The sequence below is a fragment of the Streptomyces cyaneofuscatus genome, from assembly GCF_042718795.1.
Classification (GTDB): domain Bacteria; phylum Actinomycetota; class Actinomycetes; order Streptomycetales; family Streptomycetaceae; genus Streptomyces; species Streptomyces cyaneofuscatus_A.
Window position 1 is genome coordinate 146,624 of record NZ_JBHXOX010000022.1, and the last position, 19,967, is coordinate 166,590.

17 protein-coding genes and 1 riboswitch are annotated in these 19,967 nt (G+C 69.9%); of the genes, 4 read left to right on the forward strand and 13 right to left on the reverse strand.

Annotated elements, in window-relative coordinates; genetic code table 11:
- Positions 1–8: 8 nt before the first annotated feature.
- Positions 9–788 carry a CPBP family intramembrane glutamic endopeptidase gene (locus ACFWRT_RS24970; protein WP_380955485.1) on the reverse strand — a complete coding sequence of 260 codons (780 nt, stop codon included), beginning with the start codon at positions 786–788 and terminating at the stop codon, positions 9–11.
- A 195-nt stretch (positions 789–983) separates the two neighbouring features.
- On the opposite strand from ACFWRT_RS24970, the gene ACFWRT_RS24975 reads away from it, so the two are divergent.
- Positions 984–2,771, forward strand: a complete 1,788-nt coding sequence (locus tag ACFWRT_RS24975; protein WP_380955487.1) for a substrate-binding and VWA domain-containing protein — start codon at positions 984–986, stop codon at positions 2,769–2,771.
- 160 nt (positions 2,772–2,931) lie between these two features.
- On the opposite strand, the gene ACFWRT_RS24980 is transcribed toward ACFWRT_RS24975, so the two are convergent.
- Entirely contained in the window at positions 2,932–4,437 is a 1,506-nt protein-coding gene (locus ACFWRT_RS24980; RefSeq protein ID WP_380955488.1) for a glutamate--cysteine ligase, read from the reverse strand.
- Positions 4,438–4,933: 496 nt separating this feature from the next.
- On the opposite strand from ACFWRT_RS24980, the gene ACFWRT_RS24985 reads away from it, so the two are divergent.
- On the forward strand, positions 4,934–5,527 hold the full coding sequence (locus tag ACFWRT_RS24985) for a hypothetical protein (protein WP_327217189.1): 594 nt from the start codon (positions 4,934–4,936) through the stop codon (positions 5,525–5,527).
- A 318-nt stretch (positions 5,528–5,845) separates the two neighbouring features.
- A complete protein-coding gene (locus ACFWRT_RS24990) occupies positions 5,846–6,052 on the forward strand; it encodes a DUF5999 family protein (protein ID WP_322784848.1) in 207 nt (68 codons plus the stop codon).
- Between the two features lie 94 nt (positions 6,053–6,146).
- Here the strand turns inward: ACFWRT_RS24990 and gcvP are convergent, their stop codons facing one another.
- On the reverse strand, positions 6,147–9,032 hold the full coding sequence (gene gcvP / locus ACFWRT_RS24995; protein WP_380955489.1) for an aminomethyl-transferring glycine dehydrogenase: 2,886 nt from the start codon (positions 9,030–9,032) through the stop codon (positions 6,147–6,149).
- A 193-nt stretch (positions 9,033–9,225) separates the two neighbouring features.
- Positions 9,226–9,323: riboswitch (glycine riboswitch) on the reverse strand.
- A gap of 158 nt (positions 9,324–9,481) precedes the next feature.
- Here gcvP and ACFWRT_RS25000 point away from each other — a divergent pair.
- Positions 9,482–9,853, forward strand: a complete 372-nt coding sequence (locus ACFWRT_RS25000; protein ID WP_380955490.1) for a PRC-barrel domain-containing protein — start codon at positions 9,482–9,484, stop codon at positions 9,851–9,853.
- Here ACFWRT_RS25000 and ACFWRT_RS25005 read toward each other — a convergent pair.
- The 10 genes from ACFWRT_RS25005 to ACFWRT_RS25050 form a co-directional block, all read right to left on the reverse strand.
- Positions 9,775–11,226: a DNA polymerase IV gene (locus ACFWRT_RS25005; protein ID WP_380955491.1), complete on the reverse strand. Its 1,452-nt coding sequence runs from the start codon at positions 11,224–11,226 to the stop codon at positions 9,775–9,777. The genes ACFWRT_RS25000 and ACFWRT_RS25005 overlap by 79 nt on opposite strands.
- Positions 11,227–11,325: 99 nt before the next feature.
- Positions 11,326–11,952 carry a MerR family transcriptional regulator gene (locus ACFWRT_RS25010; RefSeq protein ID WP_380955492.1) on the reverse strand — a complete coding sequence of 209 codons (627 nt, stop codon included), beginning with the start codon at positions 11,950–11,952 and terminating at the stop codon, positions 11,326–11,328.
- A gap of 168 nt (positions 11,953–12,120) precedes the next feature.
- Positions 12,121–12,594: a bifunctional nuclease family protein gene (locus ACFWRT_RS25015; protein WP_006123076.1), complete on the reverse strand. Its 474-nt coding sequence runs from the start codon at positions 12,592–12,594 to the stop codon at positions 12,121–12,123.
- Between the two features lie 53 nt (positions 12,595–12,647).
- Entirely contained in the window at positions 12,648–13,391 is a 744-nt protein-coding gene (ftsR, locus tag ACFWRT_RS25020) for a transcriptional regulator FtsR (RefSeq protein ID WP_380955493.1), read from the reverse strand.
- Between the two features lie 42 nt (positions 13,392–13,433).
- Complete coding sequence (locus ACFWRT_RS25025; protein WP_380955495.1) at positions 13,434–14,189, reverse strand: FHA domain-containing protein; 756 nt, start codon at positions 14,187–14,189, stop codon at positions 13,434–13,436.
- Between the two features lie 190 nt (positions 14,190–14,379).
- The gene (locus ACFWRT_RS25030) at positions 14,380–15,195 is read right to left on the reverse strand and encodes a DUF881 domain-containing protein (RefSeq protein WP_380955497.1); all 816 of its coding nucleotides are present in this window, start codon (positions 15,193–15,195) and stop codon (positions 14,380–14,382) included.
- Between the two features lie 5 nt (positions 15,196–15,200).
- Complete coding sequence (locus ACFWRT_RS25035) at positions 15,201–15,533, reverse strand: small basic family protein (RefSeq protein ID WP_003970459.1); 333 nt, start codon at positions 15,531–15,533, stop codon at positions 15,201–15,203.
- Positions 15,530–16,444: a DUF881 domain-containing protein gene (locus ACFWRT_RS25040; protein WP_380955498.1), complete on the reverse strand. Its 915-nt coding sequence runs from the start codon at positions 16,442–16,444 to the stop codon at positions 15,530–15,532. The genes ACFWRT_RS25035 and ACFWRT_RS25040 overlap by 4 nt, the downstream gene beginning before the upstream one ends.
- Before the next feature lie 100 nt (positions 16,445–16,544).
- A complete protein-coding gene (locus tag ACFWRT_RS25045) occupies positions 16,545–19,040 on the reverse strand; it encodes a sugar phosphate nucleotidyltransferase (RefSeq protein WP_380955500.1) in 2,496 nt (831 codons plus the stop codon).
- Positions 19,041–19,153: 113 nt separating this feature from the next.
- The gene (locus tag ACFWRT_RS25050) at positions 19,154–19,762 is read right to left on the reverse strand and encodes a CDP-alcohol phosphatidyltransferase family protein (RefSeq protein ID WP_015607274.1); all 609 of its coding nucleotides are present in this window, start codon (positions 19,760–19,762) and stop codon (positions 19,154–19,156) included.
- Positions 19,763–19,967 lie beyond the last annotated feature (205 nt).

The following is a 19,967-nucleotide window of genomic DNA, read 5'->3' on the forward strand; positions in this document are numbered from 1 at the left end:
GCCCTCCCCTACGGCGTCGGCAGCCAGTCCACCTTCCCCGCCAGCAGCGCGTACCCGACGAACGCCCCGATGTCGAGCAGCGTATGGGCGACGACCAGCGGCCCCACCCGCCCCCAGCGCCGGTACAGCAGCACGAAGACGACGCCCATCACCATGTTGCCGATGAAGCCGCCGATGCCCTGGTACAGGTGGTACGAGCCACGCAGCACGGAGCTGGTCACCAAGGACGCCATCGGTGACCAGCCGAGCTGGTCCAGCCTCCGCAGCAGGTAGGCGACGACGATGACCTCCTCCACCACGGAGTTCTGCGCCGCGGAGAGGATCAGTACGGGGAACTTCCACCAGACGTCGGGCAGCGACTCCGGTACGACGGTGAGGTTGAAGCCGCTCGCCCTGGCGACCAGGTAGAAGGCGAGCCCGGCGCTGCCGATGCCCGCCGCGACGAGCGTCCCGCGACCGAGGTCGAACCACGGCCTGGTGCGGTCGAAGCCGATGGTCCGCAGGCCCGCCCCCTCCCTGATGAGCAGATGCGCCACCAGGGCGACCGGCACCAGGGCCGTTGCGATTCCGAACATTTGCCACGCCAGATCCAGCCATGGACGGCCCGGGGCGTACGAACCGTTGAGTGTCGCCGCCTGGTCCTTCAGACCCCCCGGTTTCGTCAGCGATCCGACAAAACTGATGAGTGCGGACACCGCACTCGCGCCCAGGGAGAGCGCCAGGACCAGGATCGTCTCCGACCGCAAGATCCCTCGTGATAGGCCCTCTTGAGGATAAGAATCAGCCACGCGCCCCACCTTCACCGCTCCACCTGCCTTTTGTTCTGCAATCGCGTCTCATCCCGCCCACCGTCCCGCTAGGGTCTCGAATGCAGGTACGAAGATCATGCGCGACAGGCCGGGGGACGACCACCATCGCCGGTGGTGAGGTCCCCCTTTTCCTTGTTCACCGTTCATCGTTCGTCTTCAGGGGGCACCACCGACATGGGACGTCACAGCTTGCCCGACGCCGGCGCGCCGGCGAGACGCGGGGACGCGTCTCCCCGGCGCAGGCGTCACACCATCACCATCGCCACGCTGCTCGTCCTCGCGGTGGCGACGGGAACAGGGGTGGCGGTCAACGGCGGCCTGCTGTCGTTCTCCGAGTCCTGCGAGGACTCCGCCGTGCACCTGTCCCTGGCCGCCTCCCCGGACATCGCGCCGGCGGTCCGGGACATCGCCGAGCAGGCCCTCGCGGACGAGGTGCGGTCCGACGGCCACTGCCTCGACGTGGAGGTGGTGGCCCGGGACTCCTACAAGGTGGCCGGCGCGCTCGCGGGCGGCGAGACCCCGGACTTCCAGGTCTGGCTGCCCGACTCCGACCTCTGGCTGGACCGGGCCGAGGGGCTCGGCACGGGCACCCCCGTCTCGCCCTCGGACTCGGTGGCCTCCTCACCGGTGGCGCTCGCCCTGGTGCCGTCCGCGTCGAAGCCGCTGGGCTGGCCGGAGAAGACGTACTCCTGGGCCGAGCTGGTCGGCGCCGCCCTCCGGACGGACCAGGTCCGCCTCGGCGCGGCCGACCCGGCGCGCAGCGCCACCGGCCTCCTCGCTCTCACCAGCATCGGCGGCTCGTCGGCGCAGCAGGGCGGGGACAGCGACACCCGGGTCGCGGAGACCGCGAAGGTGCTGGCCGAGCGGATGTCGGACAGCGACGCGCAGGTGCTGGAGACCCTGGCGCGGAGCGGCTCCGGCGCCGAGGAGGGCAATCCGAGACGTAACCAGGCGGTCCTCATATCCGAGCAGGCCGCCTTCGCGCACAACGCGGAGGCCACCGGCAGCGGCAAGCTGAACCTCTTCTACCCGGAGGACGGCACCCCGCTGCTCGACTACCCGTACACCCTGGTGGACGAGGAGAAGCTGACCCTTCCCCAGTCCCGGGCGGCCCTGCGCTTCATGACCCTGCTCAACGACAAGGGCTCGCGAGCCGTCTTCGCCCGGTACGGGTTCCGCCCTGCCGACGGGGCGGCCGAGGATGCCGTCGTCATGTCGGCGGGCGGCAGGTCGCCGCAGCCGTACGCCACGTCGGCGGCCGAGGCGCCGTCGGCGAAGGAGCTCCAGGAGATGCTGGGGATGTGGACGATCACCGTCCAGAGCGCCCGGCTGACCACGGTGGTCGACGCCTCGGGTTCCATGGCCACGCTCGTGCCGGGTCGCGGCCAGTCCCGGATGGACGTCACCAAGGAATCGCTCATCCAGGCGCTCGCCCAGTTCACCCCCGACGACGAGATCGGTCTGTGGGAGTTCGCCACCACACTGGACGGCGAGAAGGACTACCGCGAACTCACGGAGACCCGCCGACTGGGCGACCCGGCCCAGGGCGGCTCCACCCACCGGGAGAAGCTCTCCGCGGCGTTCGCGGGGCTGCAGCCCGTGCCGGGCGGGGCGACCGGGCTGTACGACACCACTCTGGCCTCGTACAAGGAGGCCCGATCGACCTATGTGAAGGGCAAGTTCAACGCCCTGGTGATCCTCACGGACGGCTCCAACCAGGATGAGGACGGCATCTCCCGGAGTGCGCTGATCGCCGAGCTCAAGGAGCTCGCCGACCCCGAGCGTCCCGTTCCGGTCATCGCCATCGCGGTGGGCCCGGACGCCGACCGTGAGGAGGTGGCCGAGATCGCGCGGATCACCGGGGGCGACGGGTACGAGGTGAGCGACCCGGCGGAGATCCAGGCCGTCATCCTCCAGGCCATCATGACGGCCGGGCAGAACGGACGCGCCGCCCAGGAGTGAGGGCGGCGCCCCGACCGGAACCGCCGCCCCCGCCCCCGTACGGAAGGACCTGCCTCCGTCCGTACGCGGGCGACCTGCCGCCGTACGCAAAGGGCTGCGTCGTACGGGAGCACGTCCCCGCACGAGCGGCGCCCGAGGCACACCACCGTACGGACGTGCCTCAGGGCGCCGGGAACCCCACCGGCCAGGTGTGCACCGGCTCCCCGGCGTGCATCAGCTCGGCGTAGCGCCGGGTGGTCGCCGCCAGCGCCGCCTCCTGGCCGAGCCCGGCCTCCAGCGCCCGGCGGTAGGTGGCGACCTGCCAGGAGGCCCCGTTGACCCGCCGCTTGCAGCGCTCCTCGATGACCCCGAGGTAGCGGTCCCGGTCGACGGGCTCGATGTGCCAGGCGTCGAGCCCGGCCGCGGCCAGCGGGAGCAGCTCCTCCCGCACGAGCTGTACGGCGGGGATCCTGGCCAGTCCGCCGGCGCTGCCGGGGCGCGGCCAGAGGAGCTCGGCCTCGATGCCGTGGCGGCAGGCCTCGGTGAAGTTCTCCGCCGCGGCCTCGAACGGCAGCATGCTCCACACCGGCCGGGACTCCTCGGCGAGCGCCCGGACGAGCCCGTAGTAGAAGGCGGAGTTGGCGATCACGTCGGTGACGGTCGGGCCGGCCGGGAGCACCCGGTTCTCCACCCGCAGGTGCGGGACGCCGTCGGCCATGCCGTACACCGGGCGGTTCCAGCGGTAGACCGTCCCGTTGTGCAGGACCAGTTCGGCCAGCTCCGGCACCCCGCCCTCGTCGAGGACCCGCAGCGGCTCCTCGTCGTCGCAGATCGGCAGCAGCGGCGGGAAGTAGCGCAGGTTCTCCTCGAAGAGCTCGTAGGCGGAGTCGATCCACCGCTCCCCGAACCAGGTCCTGGGCCGCACCCCCTGGTTCGCCAGCTCCGGCGGCCGTACGTCGGTGGCCTGCTGGAAGAGCGGTGGCCGCGACTCCCGCCAGAGCTCCTTGCCGAAGAGGAACGGGGCGTTGGCGCCCAGCGCGATCTGGACGGAGGCGATCGCCTGGGCGGCGTTCCACACGTCCGCGAAACGCTCGGGCGTCACTTGGAGGTGCAACTGGACCGAGGTGCAGGCCGCTTCGGGGGCGATCGAGGGCGAGGAGCAGACGAGGTGGTCCACGCCTTCGATATCGAGGACGAAATCCTCCCCCCGAGCCGCCGCCATCTGGTCGTTGAGCAGGGCGTAGCGGTCCACGTCGGAGAGATTCGCCGAGACCACGTCGTGCTCGCCGAGCGTGGGCAGGATTCCGATCATGACGATCCCCGCGTCCACCTCACCGGCTTTGCGGTGCGCGTAGGCAAGACCGGTCCGCAACTCCTCCGAGAGCTGATCGAATACCCGGCCGCCGAGCCGGTGCGGAACGATATTTACTTCCAGATTGAACATTCCGAGTTCCGTCTGGAAATCCCGGCTCGCGATACGTTGGAGCACTTCCTGATTCATCATCCGGGGCAGGCCGTCGGAGCCCGCGAGATTCAGCTCTATCTCCAGCCCCATCAGGTTTCGGGGACGGTCGAACCTCCGCTCCGCCAGCAGTCTGCCCAGCCCCTCCAGGCACTGGTTCAGCTTGGTCCGGTACGCCTGCCGATCGGACAGGTCAACGGCTCCCGCCACGACCTTCTCCCCCATCGAGGGGTCCCTCCTCCAGTGGTCGGCCCGCTGACCGGGCCGCGCGCATCACGATCGATAATGCCCAGTGGGAGTGATCCGTAACGCCCCACAACCACCCGGAAACCCGCTAGGCTGGTTGACGGAGACCGGCGGCACATTCCGGGGGCACCCGGCGAGCGGCACATTCACCCGGAGAGTGCGTGGTGAAAACACCGACGAGTTTCGGCCTACCGCTCCACCGAAAGAGCCGCAGGCCGGAGCGGAAATCGGCCGATCAAATCTCCAGAAAAACCGCATTTTTACGTCCGGATGTCGCCTTGCGCGAAATATGCCCGGCAGCTAGCGGAAACACTGAGTGAACACGTGTCGTATAAACTCCGCCTGACGAGGCAGAGAGTTGACGCAACCGGCCCGTCACCCGGCCCGTCATCGGCCCCCTCTGGCCCCGCACGCCGACAGCGCCGTCTGCACCCGCCCACGCATCACCGTGTCTCCAAGTGAGAGGCGACCCACTATGCCGCTGCATGTCCCCTCGGCTCCCGCGCCCGCCCTGCGCAGTGTTCTCGCGGCCCTCGGTTCTCCCACCGCGGTCCGCGAGGCGCGGACCTCCGCCCTCCGGTCCGTCCAGGGACCGCTCAGCCCCGAACTGCCGCTTCCCGTGCACGTCCTGGACCGGATCACCCCGACCGGGACCGCACCCCGGACCCGCCTCGCGGCCTGGCGCTTCCTGATCCGGAGCGAAGGCCGGGCGATCGCCGCCGCGGACACCATGCTCACGCCGGACGGCTGGAGCTTCTCGCACTTCTTCGAGGGCCCCTACCTCGCCTCGACGGAGCTCGCGGTCCGCCAGGCCGAGGCCTCGCCCACGGCGTACCAGGCGAGACTTCTCTCCATCCCCGAGCTGTACATGCTCACCCTCTGGCTGCACGACAACCCCGACGACGATGCCGCCGACGCCTCCGGCGGTGTCCTCGCCCCGGCCGACGTCCTGGTGCCCCTGGCGCCGGCGCCGCCGGGCATCGCCGCGCACCGCCCGCACCGGGTCGCCGATCTGCTGCCCGTCATGACCCTGCGGGTGGCACCCGGCCCGCTGCTCAGCTCCGCCTGACCGGCGGCCGAGGGGAACGACCGGCCCCCGTGGTGACCCGAACGCCCTGTGGCGGAACGGGTCATCGCGGGGGCTCCGTCCTACCCACTCGGACTAGCCCGTCCCGGCCATCCCGAACCACCCGAAGGGACAGTGCAGTTGCGGTGAACCGTCCGCGCGGGTGATGCGTCATGAGAGGAGTACGGGAGCTGCCGCGAAATCCCTGCGGAATCACCCCCGTAGGGCAACACTGGGACCGGACCGACTGATACGGGGGCGGCCATGAACCTCTCATCCAGCCGCAGGACACTCGACTCGACGCAGCGAAAGAACCCATCCATGTGCCAGCACCAGCCACCCTGCCCCACCGCCGACTCCCCCGACCGGGAGGCGGCCCGCCTGACGGCCCACCACCCGGAACAGGGCTGGAGCCTCCTGTGCAACGGCGTCCTGCTCTTCGAGGACACCGGCGAGCTGCTGCCCGACGGGCAGATCATCGCCCCGCACCGGCCACTGGCGACGGGCCGCGTGGTGAAGGCCGCCTGAGGGCGGACAGCGGAACAGGCTGTACGGAGAAGGGGCCGGCCCGGGGAGATCCCCGCACCGGCCCCGACGCATGTCAGGCGTATGCCCCTGAGCGTCAGTTGTCGTACTCCTCCAGCGGCGGGCAGGAGCAGACCAGGTTGCGGTCGCCGAAGGCACCGTCGATACGGCGGACCGGCGGCCAGTACTTGTCCGCGACGGAGACACCGGCCGGGAAGACGGCCTCCTCACGGCTGTAGCCGTGATCCCAGTCGCCGCCCAGCGCGGCCGCGGTGTGCGGGGCGTTGGCCAGCGGGTTGTCGTCCGCGCTCCACTCCCCCGAGGCGACCTTCTCGATCTCGGCGCGGATCGCGATCATGGTGTCGCAGAACCGGTCGAGCTCGGCGAGGTCCTCGCTCTCGGTCGGCTCGATCATCAGCGTGCCGGCCACAGGGAACGACATGGTCGGCGAGTGGAAGCCGTAGTCGATCAGGCGCTTGGCGACGTCGTCGATGGAGACGCCGGTCGCCTTGGAGATCGGCCGCAGGTCCACGATGCACTCGTGCGCGACCAGACCGGCCGGGCCGTTGTACAGGATCGGGAAGTGCGGCTCCAGCCGCTTGGCGATGTAGTTGGCGGCCAGCACGGCGACCTGCGTGGCCCGCTTGAGCCCCTCGCCGCCCATCAGGCGGACGTACGCCCACGAGATCGGCAGGATGCCCGCCGAACCCCACGGGGCGGCCGAGATCGGGCCCACGCCGGTCTCCGGGCCCGCGGCGGGCTGGAGCGGGTGGTTGGGGAGGTACGGGGCAAGGTGCGCGCGGACGCCGACCGGGCCGACGCCGGGGCCGCCGCCGCCGTGCGGGATGCAGAAGGTCTTGTGCAGGTTCAGGTGCGAGACGTCGCCGCCGAACTTGCCGGGCTTGGCGAGCCCGACCAGCGCGTTGAGGTTGGCGCCGTCGACGTACACCTGGCCGCCCGCGTCGTGCACCTCGCCGCAGATGTCGGCGACGTGCTCCTCGAAGACGCCGTGCGTGGACGGGTAGGTGATCATGAGCACGGCCAGCTCGTCGCGGTGCAGCTCGATCTTGGCGCGCAGGTCCGCGATGTCGACCTCGCCGTCGTCGGCGGTCTTCACCACGACGACCTTCATGCCCGCCATGACCGCGCTCGCGGCGTTGGTGCCGTGCGCGGAGGACGGGATCAGGCAGACGGTGCGCTGCTCGTCGCCGTTGGCCCGGTGGTACGCGCGGACGGCCAGGAGCCCCGCGAACTCGCCCTGGGAGCCGGCGTTCGGCTGGATGGAGACGGCGTCGTAACCGGTGACCTCTGCGAGGCGCTCCTCCAGCTCGCGGATGAGCGTGAGGAAGCCCTGCGCCTGCTCGGCCGGGGCGAAGGGGTGCAGCGCGCCGAACTCGGGCCAGGTGATGGACTCCATCTCGGCGGTCGCGTTCAGCTTCATGGTGCAGGAGCCGAGCGGGATCATGCCGCGGTCCAGCGCGTAGTCGCGGTCGGCGAGCTTGCGGAGGTAGCGCAGCATCGCGGTCTCGGAGCGGTGCTGGTGGAAGACCGGGTGGGTCAGGATGTCGTCGGAGCGCAGCAGCGCATCGGGCAGCGCGTCGGCGGCCGAGCCGTCCAGCGCCTCGATGTCGGCGTCGGCGCCGAAGGCGGCCCAGACGGCGGAGAGCTGGGACCGGGTGGTGGTCTCGTCGCAGGCGATGGAGACGTGGTCGGCGTCGACGCGGCGGAGGTTGACGCCGCGCTCGCGGGCGTCCGCGACGATGTCCGCGGCCTTGCCGGGCACCTTGACGGTCAGGGTGTCGAAGAAGTCGCCGTGCACGACGTCGGCGCCGGCGGCGCGCAGGCCCTCGGCGAGGATCGTGGCGTAACGGTGGGTACGGCGGGCGATCGTGCGCAGTCCGTCGGGGCCGTGGTAGACGGCGTACATCCCGGCCATGACGGCGAGCAGCACCTGTGCCGTACAGATGTTGCTGGTGGCCTTCTCGCGGCGGATGTGCTGCTCGCGGGTCTGGAGGGCCAGGCGGTAGGCCTTGTTGCCGTCGGCGTCGACGGAGACGCCGACGAGGCGGCCGGGCAGGGAGCGGGCGAACTTCTCGCGGACGGCCATGAAGCCGGCGTGCGGGCCGCCGAAGCCCATCGGCACGCCGAAGCGCTGGGTGGTGCCCACCGCGATGTCGGCGCCGAGCGCACCGGGCGAGGTGAGCAGCGTGAGGGCCAGCAGGTCGGCGGCGACGGTGACGATCGCGCCGAGCTCGTGGGCCTGCTCGATGACGGGCTCGATGGCGCGGACGGCACCGGAGGCGCCCGGGTACTGGAGCAGGACGCCGAAGACACCGCGCTCGGCGATCTCGGCGGGGATGCCGTCACTCAGGTCGGCGACGACGACCTCGACACCGGTCGGCTCGGCGCGGGTCTGGATCACGGCGATGGTCTGGGGCAGGGTGTCGGCGTCGATCAGGAAGACGCCGTTCTTCACCTTGCCGACGCGCCGGGCGAGCGCCATCGCCTCGGCGGCCGCGGTGCCCTCGTCGAGCAGGGAGGCGCCGGAGGTGGGCAGCCCGGTGAGCTCGGCGACCATCGTCTGGAAGTTGAGCAGGGCCTCCAGGCGGCCCTGGGAGATCTCCGGCTGGTACGGCGTGTAGGCCGTGTACCACGCGGGGTTCTCCACGACGTTGCGCAGGATGACGGGCGGCGTGAAGGTGCCGTAGTAGCCGAGGCCGATCATCGGGGCGAGCACCTTGTTGCGGTCGGCCAGCGACCGCAGCTCGGCGAGCACCTCGGCCTCGGTGCGCGCCGAGGGAAGGTTCAGGGCCTCCGCACTCTTGATCACGTCGGGCACCGCGGCGGCGGTCAGCTCGTCGAGGGAGCCGTAGCCGACCTGGGCGAGCATCTTCGCCTGGGCCTCGGCGTCGGGCCCTATGTGGCGCTGCTCGAACGGAATGCCCTGCTCCAGCTGGGAGAGCGGAGTGCGACGGGGGGTCATGGTGGAGGCCTCCTGGTCTGTCACGACCTGCGAGGGGCACCACGGCGCGGGTGCCCGAACGGCCTCCCCCTCTGTCATCTCAACCTGAGAGCTTCACCGGCCCGCCCGGGGGCGTGCCGACTTTCACCGTCGGTGAGGGTCGGATCCGTCCCGGCATGTGCCCGCACGAACCCGCCCTGCTTTCCAGAGTGACCTCGTCCGTGCGGTACGGGGGCCTGAGAGATTCCGGGGAGGATTTGCTCCTTCGGCGCCTCCGGATTCTGCACCGGAGGACTCTCCCGCACGGGGTCAGCAGCCATCTGCCAGCCTACCAGCGGCCATCCCCGTGGAGCCCTCGAGTGGCCGACGCCACGGATCTGCACTTGTCTGGTGCTGGTGGAGCGACAGGAGATCACCCCTGAAGCGACAGAGAACCACCCTTGAGGCAGTGGGGACCAGTGGGAGGCACTGTGCAGACCGACATCGATCCGCGCCGCCTGATCGGCCGCAAGGCCTTCGATCGCAAGGGCACCAAGATCGGAACGGTGGACGAGGTCTACCTCGACGACGCGACGGGCGTGCCCGAGTGGGCGGCCGTCCGCACCGGCCTGTTCAGCCGGGACGCCTTCGTCCCGCTGGAGCCGAGCGAATTCGTCGAGGACGAGCTGCGGGTCCCGTTCGACCGCACGCTGATCAAGGGCGCCCCGGACTTCGGCGTCGGGCGACACCTCTCCCCGGAGCAGGAGCTGCAGCTCTACCGCCACTACGGTCTGGACTCCCCGCCGGCGGCGGAGACCGGCCCGGACCGTGACTTCGGCAGGCTGGCCGGCCAGGAGGAGTAGTCGACCGGGTCGCGGACCAGCGGCAGCGGATCGGCCGGGCTCAGCTCCGGGTCGTCGACGCGGAACGTGGCGACGCGGCCGACCGGCCCGCCGGGCTCCTCGAACCGGACCGTCACCCGGCCCACCCCGCTCCCCTGCACCCAGCCGTGCCCGTGCCCCGTGTGGCGTACGTCGTGTCCGGCGGGCCAGCGCCGGGCGGCGAGCTGCTCGGCGCTCTCGGGCTCCTCGTCGGCGGGCTTCCTGTCGTCGTCGGCGACCGGCCTCTTAGGCGCCTCCGCCTTCTCGGCCAGCTCCCGGGCGTCCGCGGCCTGTGCGAACAGGTCCTCCTGCGTGAAGTCCGCGAGCCCCGTGACCCCCACGCCGAGCAGCCGTACGCCCCCGGTGGTGTCCACCGCCTCCAGCAGCCGCGCGGCCGCCTCACGGACCACAGTGGGGTCGTCCGTGGGGCCTCTGAGGGTCTCGGAGCGGGTCAGGGTGGAGAAGTCGTAGCGGCGCACCTTCAGCACCACCGTGCGCCCCGACCGGTCGGCGGACCGCAGCCGCTCCACGCACCGCACGGCCAGCCGCTCCACCTCGGCGCGCACCCGCACCCGGTCATGGAGGTCCACATCGAAGGTGTCCTCGACCGATACGGACTTGGCGTCCCGCTCGGCGACCACCGGCCGGTCGTCGAGCCCCAGCGCCATCCGGTAGAGCCCGTGGCCATGGGCTTTGCCGACCAGCCGTACGAGCTCCGCCTCTCCCGCCTCCGCGAGGTCGTTGACCGTGGTCATCCCGGCGCGCCGGAGGTGATCCCCGGTGGCGGGCCCGACGCCCGGCAGCGTCCGTACCGACATGGGGGCCAGCAGCTCGCGCTCGGTGCCCGGCTCTATGAGCACCAGCCCGTCCGGCTTGGCCTGCTCGGAGGCGATCTTGGCGAGCATCTTCGATCCGGCGAGCCCGACCGATCCGCTCAGCCCGGTCACCTCCCGGATGGCCGTACGCAGCCGCTCCCCCATCCTGCGGGCCGACACCGTGTCGTCCGCGACCCCACCCGCCTCCAGGTCGACGAAGGCCTCGTCCAGACTCAACGGCTCCACCAGCGGCGAGAGCCGCCCGAGCAGCTCCATCACCTGCTCGCTCACCGACCGGTAGAGGGAGAAGCGGGGCACCAGATAGGCGGCGTTCGGCGCGAGCCGCCTGGCCTGGGCCGTCGGCATCGCGGAGTGGACGCCCAGAACCCGTGCCTCGTACGAGGCGGTGGCGACGACCCCACGGGGGCCGAGGCCGCCCACCACGACCGCCTTCCCGCGCAGGCTGGGCTTGGCCGCCTGCTCCGCCGAGGCGTAGAAGGCGTCCATGTCCAGATGGAGGACGGTCGGCGCGGGTCTCACCCCTCCGATGCTGCCCTACGCCACTGACAACGGGGCGGCCCGGCACTCCGTGGAGTGCCGGGCCGCCCCGATCCGTAACCGTCCTGCGCGCTCAGCCGCTCATCCGGCGCGGTTGCGGCGCCGGGCCAGCTCGTCGGCCGGGTTGTTGCCGATGAGGGTCTCACCGGTGTCGACCCGCTCGCCGTGGAGCTGGGAGAGCGCCGCGTCCACATCCCGCCAGACGACGCCGACGGCGATCCCGAAGACGCCCTGACCACCCTGGAGAAGGCTGACGACCTCGTCGGGCGACGAGCACTCGTAGACCGTCGCCCCGTCGCTCATCAGCGTCATGCGCTCAAGATCCTGGAACCCCCGGGCCCGCAGGTGCTGGACCGTGGTGCGGATGTTCTGCAGAGCGACCCCGGTGTCCAGGAAACGCTTGACGATCTTGAGGAGGACCACGTCCCGGAAACTGTAGAGACGCTGGGTCCCCGACCCGTAGGCCGGCCGCACGCTCGGCTCCACCAGCCCCGTACGCGCCCAGTAGTCCAGTTGGCGGTAGGTGATCCCCGCCGCCGCGCACGCCGTCGGCCCGCGATAGCCGATGTCGCCGGCACCGCTCGCCGCTGCCATGCCGCCCGCTGCCACCGCCGCCGGTTGAACCGGCTGCCTGATGGCGTGGTCGGCTCCACTGCCGTGCTGCGGATACGGCCCACCCGCCGCCGTACCGTCGCCGCTGCTTCTCACGCCGACCTCCGTCCTTGACCTGCCCACTCGAAGGTAGGCAGTCACTGGGGGTGCGTCAACGATCGCCACACTCGGCACGCCGAGTGATAATCACCCTGAGGGTGGTTTCCCGTGCCTCGCTTCCGGGAAAGGCTTGTCGGATGCGCTGACGACACCCTTGCGGGACGGTCACTGACTGTTGGTACCGAAGTCCTCCGGTGAGATCTGGTCGAGGAATTCGCGGAACTTCTCCACCTCGTCCTCCTGCTCGTCGGGAATCGCGATGCCCGCATCGTCCAGCACGCCGTCACTGCCGTAGATCGGCGTGCCGGTCCGCAGGGCGAGCGCTATGGCGTCGGACGGCCGGGCGCTCACCTCGACCCCGCTGGCGAAGACGAGCTCCGCGTAGAAGACCCCTTCGCGAAGGTCCGTGATGCGGACCTCGGTGAGCTCCTGGCCCACGGCCTCGAGCACATCCTTGAACAGGTCATGGGTCAGCGGCCTGGCCGGAGCCATGCCCTGCTGGGCGAAGGCAATGGCGGTCGCCTCCCCAGGACCGATCCAAATGGGGAGGTACCGGTCGCCTCCCACTTCACGCAGGAGAACGATCGGTTGGTTGGAGGGCATTTCCACCCGGACACCGACAACGTCGAGCTCGTTCACACAGCAACCCTAGGACGTGCTCGCCATGTTTGGGTAGTCGGGCTCCCCCGAGCTCAGTGCAGACGGCTCCGCAGAGCGCTCTGGACGAGCGCCGCGTGCAGCCGTACGGAGAGCTCGGCCAGCTCGTTCGCCGTGGCCTCGGCATGGGCCCTGGTCTGCGGATTCCGGTGCAGGCGCAGCGGCGCGACCAGTTGCTCCACCAGCCCCGCCTCCCGGTCCGCGGAGGCGCGCATGGCGCGCAGATGGCGCGGTTCCAGACCGAATCGCCCCAGATCCGCCACCAGCCTGGCCACGGTCACCATCTCGGCGTCGTAGCCGCCCTCTGGAGCCGGAACGATGAGCCCGTAGGACTCCCACTCCTCGAGCCGCTCCTCGTCGACCTGGGCGGCCGCCAGGAGCTCGGCGCGCCCGATCCGCGCCACCGTCGCCGTACCGGGGCCGGAGTCCCACACACCGTCGCCGAGATCACGCTGACCGCCCGGCGAGGGCAGCGCAGGCTGCTCCCCCCGGGCCAGGGCGTCCAGGTGCTCCCGGATGACCTTCAGCGGCAGATAGTGGTCCCGCTGCATGCGGAGCACCTGCGCGAGGCGCTCCACATCGCCGGGAGCGAACTTCCGGTAACCGGAGGGAGTCCGCTGCGGCTCGATGAGCCCCTCGGCCTCCAGAAAGCGGATCTTGGAGATCGTGACTTCCGGAAACTCTTCGCGCAGCCGGGTGAGCACCGTTCCGATGCTCACCCAGCGCGCGTCCGCGGTGGCGGAACCGTCACCGGAACCGCCTGTCGGTGTTCGCAGCATGGGCCTTCCTGGGGATTCCCCCGGACAGGGTCCGGGGGCTGGTCACACGCCCCGCGGGCTCGCGTAGAAGACCAGGCGGTACTTCCCGATCTGGACTTCGTCGCCGTTGGACAGCAGGACCGAATCGATGCGCTCACGGTTGACGTAGGTGCCGTTGAGGCTGCCGACGTCACCCACGGTGAAGCTACCGTCCGGACCCCTGCGGAACTCCACATGACGCCGCGACACGGTCACGTCGTCGAGAAAGATGTCGCTCTGCGGGTGGCGGCCGGCGGTCGTGAGGTCGCTGTCCAGCAAGAAGCGGCTGCCGGAATTGGGGCCGCGGCGCACGACCAGCAGCGCCGAACCTCCGGGCAGCGCGTCGACGGCGGCCTGGGCCTCCGGGGAGAGCGAGGGCGCGGCCGTCTGGCCCGTCGCCTCGGCCTCGTACGCCTCAAGACCGGAGATGGAGATCGTGGACGTCGTCTCCGAGGCACGCTCGGGGACACCGCCCCGCAGCGGCGCGCCGCAGTTGGAGCAGAAACGGCTGTCCGCCGCATTGCGGTGGCCGCACCTCGTGCAGACCGGCATCGACGAGCCCTCCGATGATGCGCCGAAACCTATGCGGCCGGCACCGGCAGGGGCAATGGACGACACGTCGATAGCAGTCTGAGTGGCCTCCCCGGACACCTCGTCGCGGAAGAGCGGACGCTCCGCGTCCTGCTCCTCGACCTGGCCGTGGCGCGGAGCACGGTGGCGGGCAGCACTGTTGCTGTCCTCGCGCGCGCTCTTCCCGAACAACTTCGCAAAAAACTTCACGGGCGATTCCCCTTGACCGACATAGACCCGCCCGTGGGGCAGGACGAACCCTGAATGAACACACCTGCCGACCCGGACATCTTCACAACGTCCGTATCCACCCGACAGTTTCCACCACGCACCACCAATCCGGTGCGCCGACCCCCCGCAACCTCGTACCCTCGTCCACCGGCCCTGCGGCCCGGCGCGATCACGGGGACGACGACCGAGCGTAGTCAGGCCGCTCCGCCGGTCGCAAGGCGTCGACGACGATCTCCTCGGAGCGCTCCACCACCGCCGTGGCCTGCTCCTTCTCGAGCGTCTGCACCACACCCCCGGGAATGTTGAGGGCGGGCTCCAGATCCTGCGGCTTGCCGATCACCTTGAACTCGTACGGTGCCTCGATCTTCTTGCCGTCCACCTGGATGTCACCGCCCTCCCCGGAGAAGTACGTGTTGGCCACCACCCGCACGCCGTTGACCTCGATGGCCTCGGCGCCCGCCGCGCGCAGCTCCTGGACGGTGTCGAGCAGCTTGTCGGCCGCGACGGCGCCGGAGGGGTCACTGATCGTCAGCGTGATACCGGGACCCTGGGCCGCCACCGTACCCGCGAGGATCCCTAGTTGGCGCTCCTTCTCCAGCGTCTGTTTCCGGGCCTCCTCGGCCTGGTCCGAGCTGTTCTCCAGCTCGGTGCGCTGGGCGTCCAGGCGCTGCTTCTCGTCCTCCAGGCGCTGGGTCCGGTCGTCGACCTCGTCGAGGATCCGGACCAGGTCCTCCTGCCGCGCGCCGCGCAGCGCGCTGTCGTCGCTCGTGGACCGCACCTGGATCGCCAACCCCAGACCGAGCCCGAACAGCAGGACGGCGACGATGAGTTGGGCACGGCTCACCCGGGGCGGCCACAGGCCCGCGAGCAGCCTCTGACGTCCGGAGACCTCCTCGGCGGCGGGCGGCTGCGGCTGAGCGGGCATGTCCGGCTTCTCGGGCTCGGGCAGAGGCTGGGGCTGAGACTGGTTCTCTTCGTTGTTCATCGGCCTCAAGCCCGGAAGACGTGCCGGCGGATCGCGGCGGCGTTGGAGAAGATCCGGATGCCGAGCACGACCACCACACCGGTGGAGAGCTGCGCGCCGACGCCCAGTTTGTCGCCCAGGAACACGATCAGCGCGGCGACGACGACGTTGGACAGGAACGACACCACGAAGACCTTGTCGACGAAGATGCCGTCGAGCATGGCCCGCAGACCTCCGAAGACCGCGTCGAGCGCGGCGACCACGGCGATCGGGAGATAGGGCTCGACCACCGCCGGCACTTCGGGCCGGACCAACAGTCCGACCACGACTCCCACGACGAGGCCCAGTACGGCGATCACGATGTGCCCTTCCCTGATTCTGCCGCATCACTGCCGGCGGCCTTCGGCTCTGCTGTACGGACGATCAGGCTCGGTGCGGCCGGGAGCCGCACCTCGGCCTGATCGGACAAGCTGGTGCGGATGTCGAAGCTCTCCTTGAGCGCGTTCAGGTACTGGCCGTCGGCGCTGTCCCGGAACGCGGCGGAGAGATTCTTCCCGTCCCCCACCGCGAGCACCGTGTACGGCGGTACGAGCGGCCTGTTGTCGACCAGTATGGCGTCGCCCGCGGCGCGGATCGCCGACAGTGCCGTCAGCCTTTGCCCATTGATGGCGATGGCCTCGGCGCCGGACTCCCACAGGCCGTTGACGACCCGCTGCATGTCCCGGTCGCGCACCCGGCCCGTGTCGGCGAAACTCGACGACTCGCGGGGCCCGCCCCCGCCCTCATCGGTGTTCTTGGCGTCGTCCACGACGAGCTTCACACCGGGGCCCTGGACCGGGGTCGCCCCGGACAGCAGGGCCACCAGCTCCCCCTGGTCCCCGCCGTGCTGTTCCAGCGCCTTGCGCTGCCGCTCGCTCACATCGCTGCGGAGCCGGTCGACATCGGACTCGAGTGTGTCGGCCGCCCGGGTCTCGGCGTCGATGCGGTCGATCAGCTCTTCGCGTTCCTTCGCGACGACCGGCGCCGACACCCGTGCCTCGGCGGCTCCGAGGGTGACCACGAGGGCGGCCACCACCAGACCGGCGGCGAGGCCGAGCTTCGACTTGAGCGTACGGGGCAGCCCAGCGCTCCCGTCGGCCTGGCGACGGGCCGAGGCCTCCGCGTAACCGTCGTCGAGACTGTGGTCCATCACGTTGTTCAGCAGCGACATGGAGGCGTCAGGACGTGCGGGCGGCGGGGGTGTGCTCCGATCGGGGGGCTGCTGCGACATGCCGCACATCGTCGCACGTCACCACGGCTGCCGCCGAATGGCCCCACCGGTGCACCGGAACGCCCTGAACGGGGAGTTCCGGTGCACCGGTGTCAGGAGGTCACTCGCCCGCGCTCTCCACCACGGCGGACCACTCGTCGAGCAGCGCCTGTGCGGAGGCGTCGTCCGGGCCTTCCGCCCACAGATGGGTGACGGCCTCCGCCCGGTCGGGCAGCACCATGATCCACCGTCCGTCCGCCTCGACCACCCGGACGCCGTCCGTGGTGTCCACGCTGCGGTCCCCGGCGGCCTCGACGACGCTGCGCATGACGAGGCCCTTGACCGCCCAGGGCGTGGCGAGGTCGCGGCGCAGGACGTGGGCCCGTGGGATACGGGCGTCGATCTGGCTCAGGGTGAGCTGGGTGCGGGCTACGAGTCCGATGAGCCGAACGAAAGCGGCCGTGCCGTCGAAGACGCTGCTGAATTCGGGAACGATGAACCCGCCGCGCCCGTCTCCTCCGAAGATGGTGGTCTCTTCGCGTCCCACCCGGGTCAGGTCGTCGGGCGAGGTGGTCGTCCACTCCACCTGGGTGCCGTGGTAGGCCGCCACCTGTTCGGCGACGCGCGTGGTGGTCACCGGCAGGGCGACGCGTCCGCTGCGTCGCTCGGCGGCGACGAGGTCCAGCATGACCAGTAGGGCCCGGTCGTCCTCGATGATCCGGCCCAGCTCGTCCACGAGGGAGAGCCGCTCACCGACCGGGTCGAACCGGACGCCGAAGGCTGCCCGTGCCGAGGACACGATCTCCCCGAGCCTCACGAGGCCGGCCCGGCGCGTCTCGGCGGACTCGGTGGGGCGCGATTCGTCGAGCCCCGGGTTGATCGTCAGGGCGTCCACCCCGAGCCGTCCGAGGAGGCTCGGCAGAACCAATCCGGCGGAACCGTTGGAGGCGTCCACGACGACCTTGAGCCCGGAGTCGGCGATCCCCGTGATGTCCACGTTGCGGAGCAGGGAGCCGGTGTACGAGTCGAAGACGCTGGACGGGAAGTGCAGGTCCCCGATCTCCCCGGGGAAGGCCCTGCGGTACTCCTGACGGGCGTAGACGCGGTCCAGCTTGCGCTGCTGTGCCTGGGAGAGGTCGGCGCCCCGCTCGTCGATGAACATGATGTCCACCGAGTCGGGCACCCCAGGCGACGTACGGATCATGATGCCGCCCGCACTGCCCCGCGCCGTCTGCTGCCGGGCCACGGGCAGCGGTACGTTCTCCAGGTCGCGTACGTCGATGGCGCTGGCCTGGAGCGCCGAGATGACGGCTCGCTTGAGGGCGCGCGCACCTCGGGAGTGGTCACGGGCGGTCGTGACTGTCGACCCCTTCTTGAGGGTCGTGGCGTAGGCGCCGGCCAGCCGGACCGCCAGCTCGGGGGTGATCTCGACGTTCAGGATCCCGGAGACGCCGCGCGCCCCGAAGAGATGCGCCTGCCCACGGGACTCCCAGATCACCGAGGTGTTGACGAACGCACCGGCCTCGATGGTCTTGAACGGGTACACCCGCACATTGCCCTGGATGATCGACTCCTCGCCGACCAGGCATTCGTCACCGATGACAGCGCCGTCCTCGATCCGGGCCGCCCGCATGATGTCGGTGTTCTTGCCGACCACGCAGCCCCGGAGGTTGCTGTGCTGTCCGATGTAGACGTTGTCGTGGACCACGGCCTTATGGAGAAAGGCACCGGTCTTGACGACGACGTTGGAGCCCACGACGGTGTGCTCACGGATCTCGACGTCCGCCTCGACCTTGGCGTAGTCACCGATGTACAGCGGCCCGCGGAGAACGGCGTCCGGGTGGACCTCCGCGCCTTCGGCCACCCACACACCGGGCGAGATCTCGAAGCCGTCGAGCTCCACGTCGACCTTGCGCTCCAGGACGTCGGCCTGGGCCTTCACATAGCTCTCGTGCGTGCCGACGTCCTCCCAGTAGCCCTCGGCGATATAGCCGTAGATCGGCTTGCCTTCCTTCATCAGCTGCGGGAAGACGTCACCCGACCAGTCGACGGAGGTATCGGCCTGGACGTAGTCGAAGACCTCGGGCTCCATCACGTAGATGCCCGTGTTCACCGTGTCCGAGAAGACCTGGCCCCAGGTCGGCTTCTCCAGGAAGCGTTCGACCTGGCCGTCCTCGTCGACGATGGTGATGCCGAATTCCAGCGGATTGGGGACCCGGGTCAGACAGACCGTGACGAGTCCGCCCTTCTCCTTGTGGAAGGCGATGAGGTCGGTGAGGTCGAAGTCGGTGAGCGCGTCACCGGAAATGACGAGGAAGGTGTCGTCCTTCAACGCCTCCTCGGCGTTCTTCACGCTCCCCGCGGTGCCGAGTGGCTTCTCCTCGTTGGCATAGGTGAGCTCCATCCCGAGCTCTTCGCCGTCCCCGAAATAGTTCTTTACCAGGGAGGCGAGGAACTGGACGGTCACTACTGTTTCATTGAGCCCATGCCGCTTGAGCAGCCGCAGGACATGCTCCATGATCGGCCGATTGGCCACGGGCAGGAGCGGCTTGGGCATGCTCGAGGTCATGGGGCGCAGGCGTGTGCCTTCGCCACCAGCCATCACGACGGCCTTCATATCGGAAACGTCCTCCTAGAAGAGACGACGGTCAGCCGATTTCGCCCGTCGGGGCATCAGACTCAAGACATCACCGCGGGCCGGCCACACTGCACGGCACCGCATCAACGAGTTCAATCGGCTACTGCATCCGCCTTGACGAGCCGGCGGACCTGGACCACGTAGAGGATTCCTGCCCACCAATACAGAGTTGTACCCCATCCTGCGAACGCCCATCCGAAAATGGCGGCCACGGTAGCCAGCCAACCACTCCCGTCGCTGAGCAGCAACAAGGGGAACGCGTACATCAGGTTGAAAGTTGCAGCTTTCCCGAGGAAGTTGACCTGCGGGGGCGGATAGCCGTGGCGCCGCAGGATGGCCACCATCACGAGGAGCATCAGCTCACGGGCCAGCAGGGCCGCGGTGAGCCAGAGCGGCAGGATCTCACGCCAGGTGAGGCCGAGAAGGGTCGAGAGGATGTAGAGGCGGTCGGCAGCCGGGTCCAGGAGCCGGCCGAGACTGCTGATCTGGTTCCACCGTCGGGCGAGCTTGCCGTCGAGGTAGTCGCTGATGCCGCTGAGCATCAGCACCAGCAGCGCCCAGCCGTCACTGTTGGGGCCGCCGAACACGGGGCGGAGAATCAGCCACAGGAAGAGCGGTACCCCGACAAGGCGAGCCATGCTGAGGATGTTGGGGATGGTGAGGACCCGGTCCGTCTGGACCCGAGTCTCCTGGACCTCCACCCGGGAGCCTCCTGTGAAGAACGTGCGAATGATGCCCCCCGACCTTACCCTCAGCCTCGGCCGCCACCTGCACAGGGGTGGGCGGAGACCAAGGCCGGCGTACGGGCCTGGAACGCAGAAAAGCCCCGCACCATACGGTGCGGGGCTTTCCCGGAAAAATTGTTCGGCGGCGTCCTACTCTCCCACAGGGTCCCCCCAGCAGTAC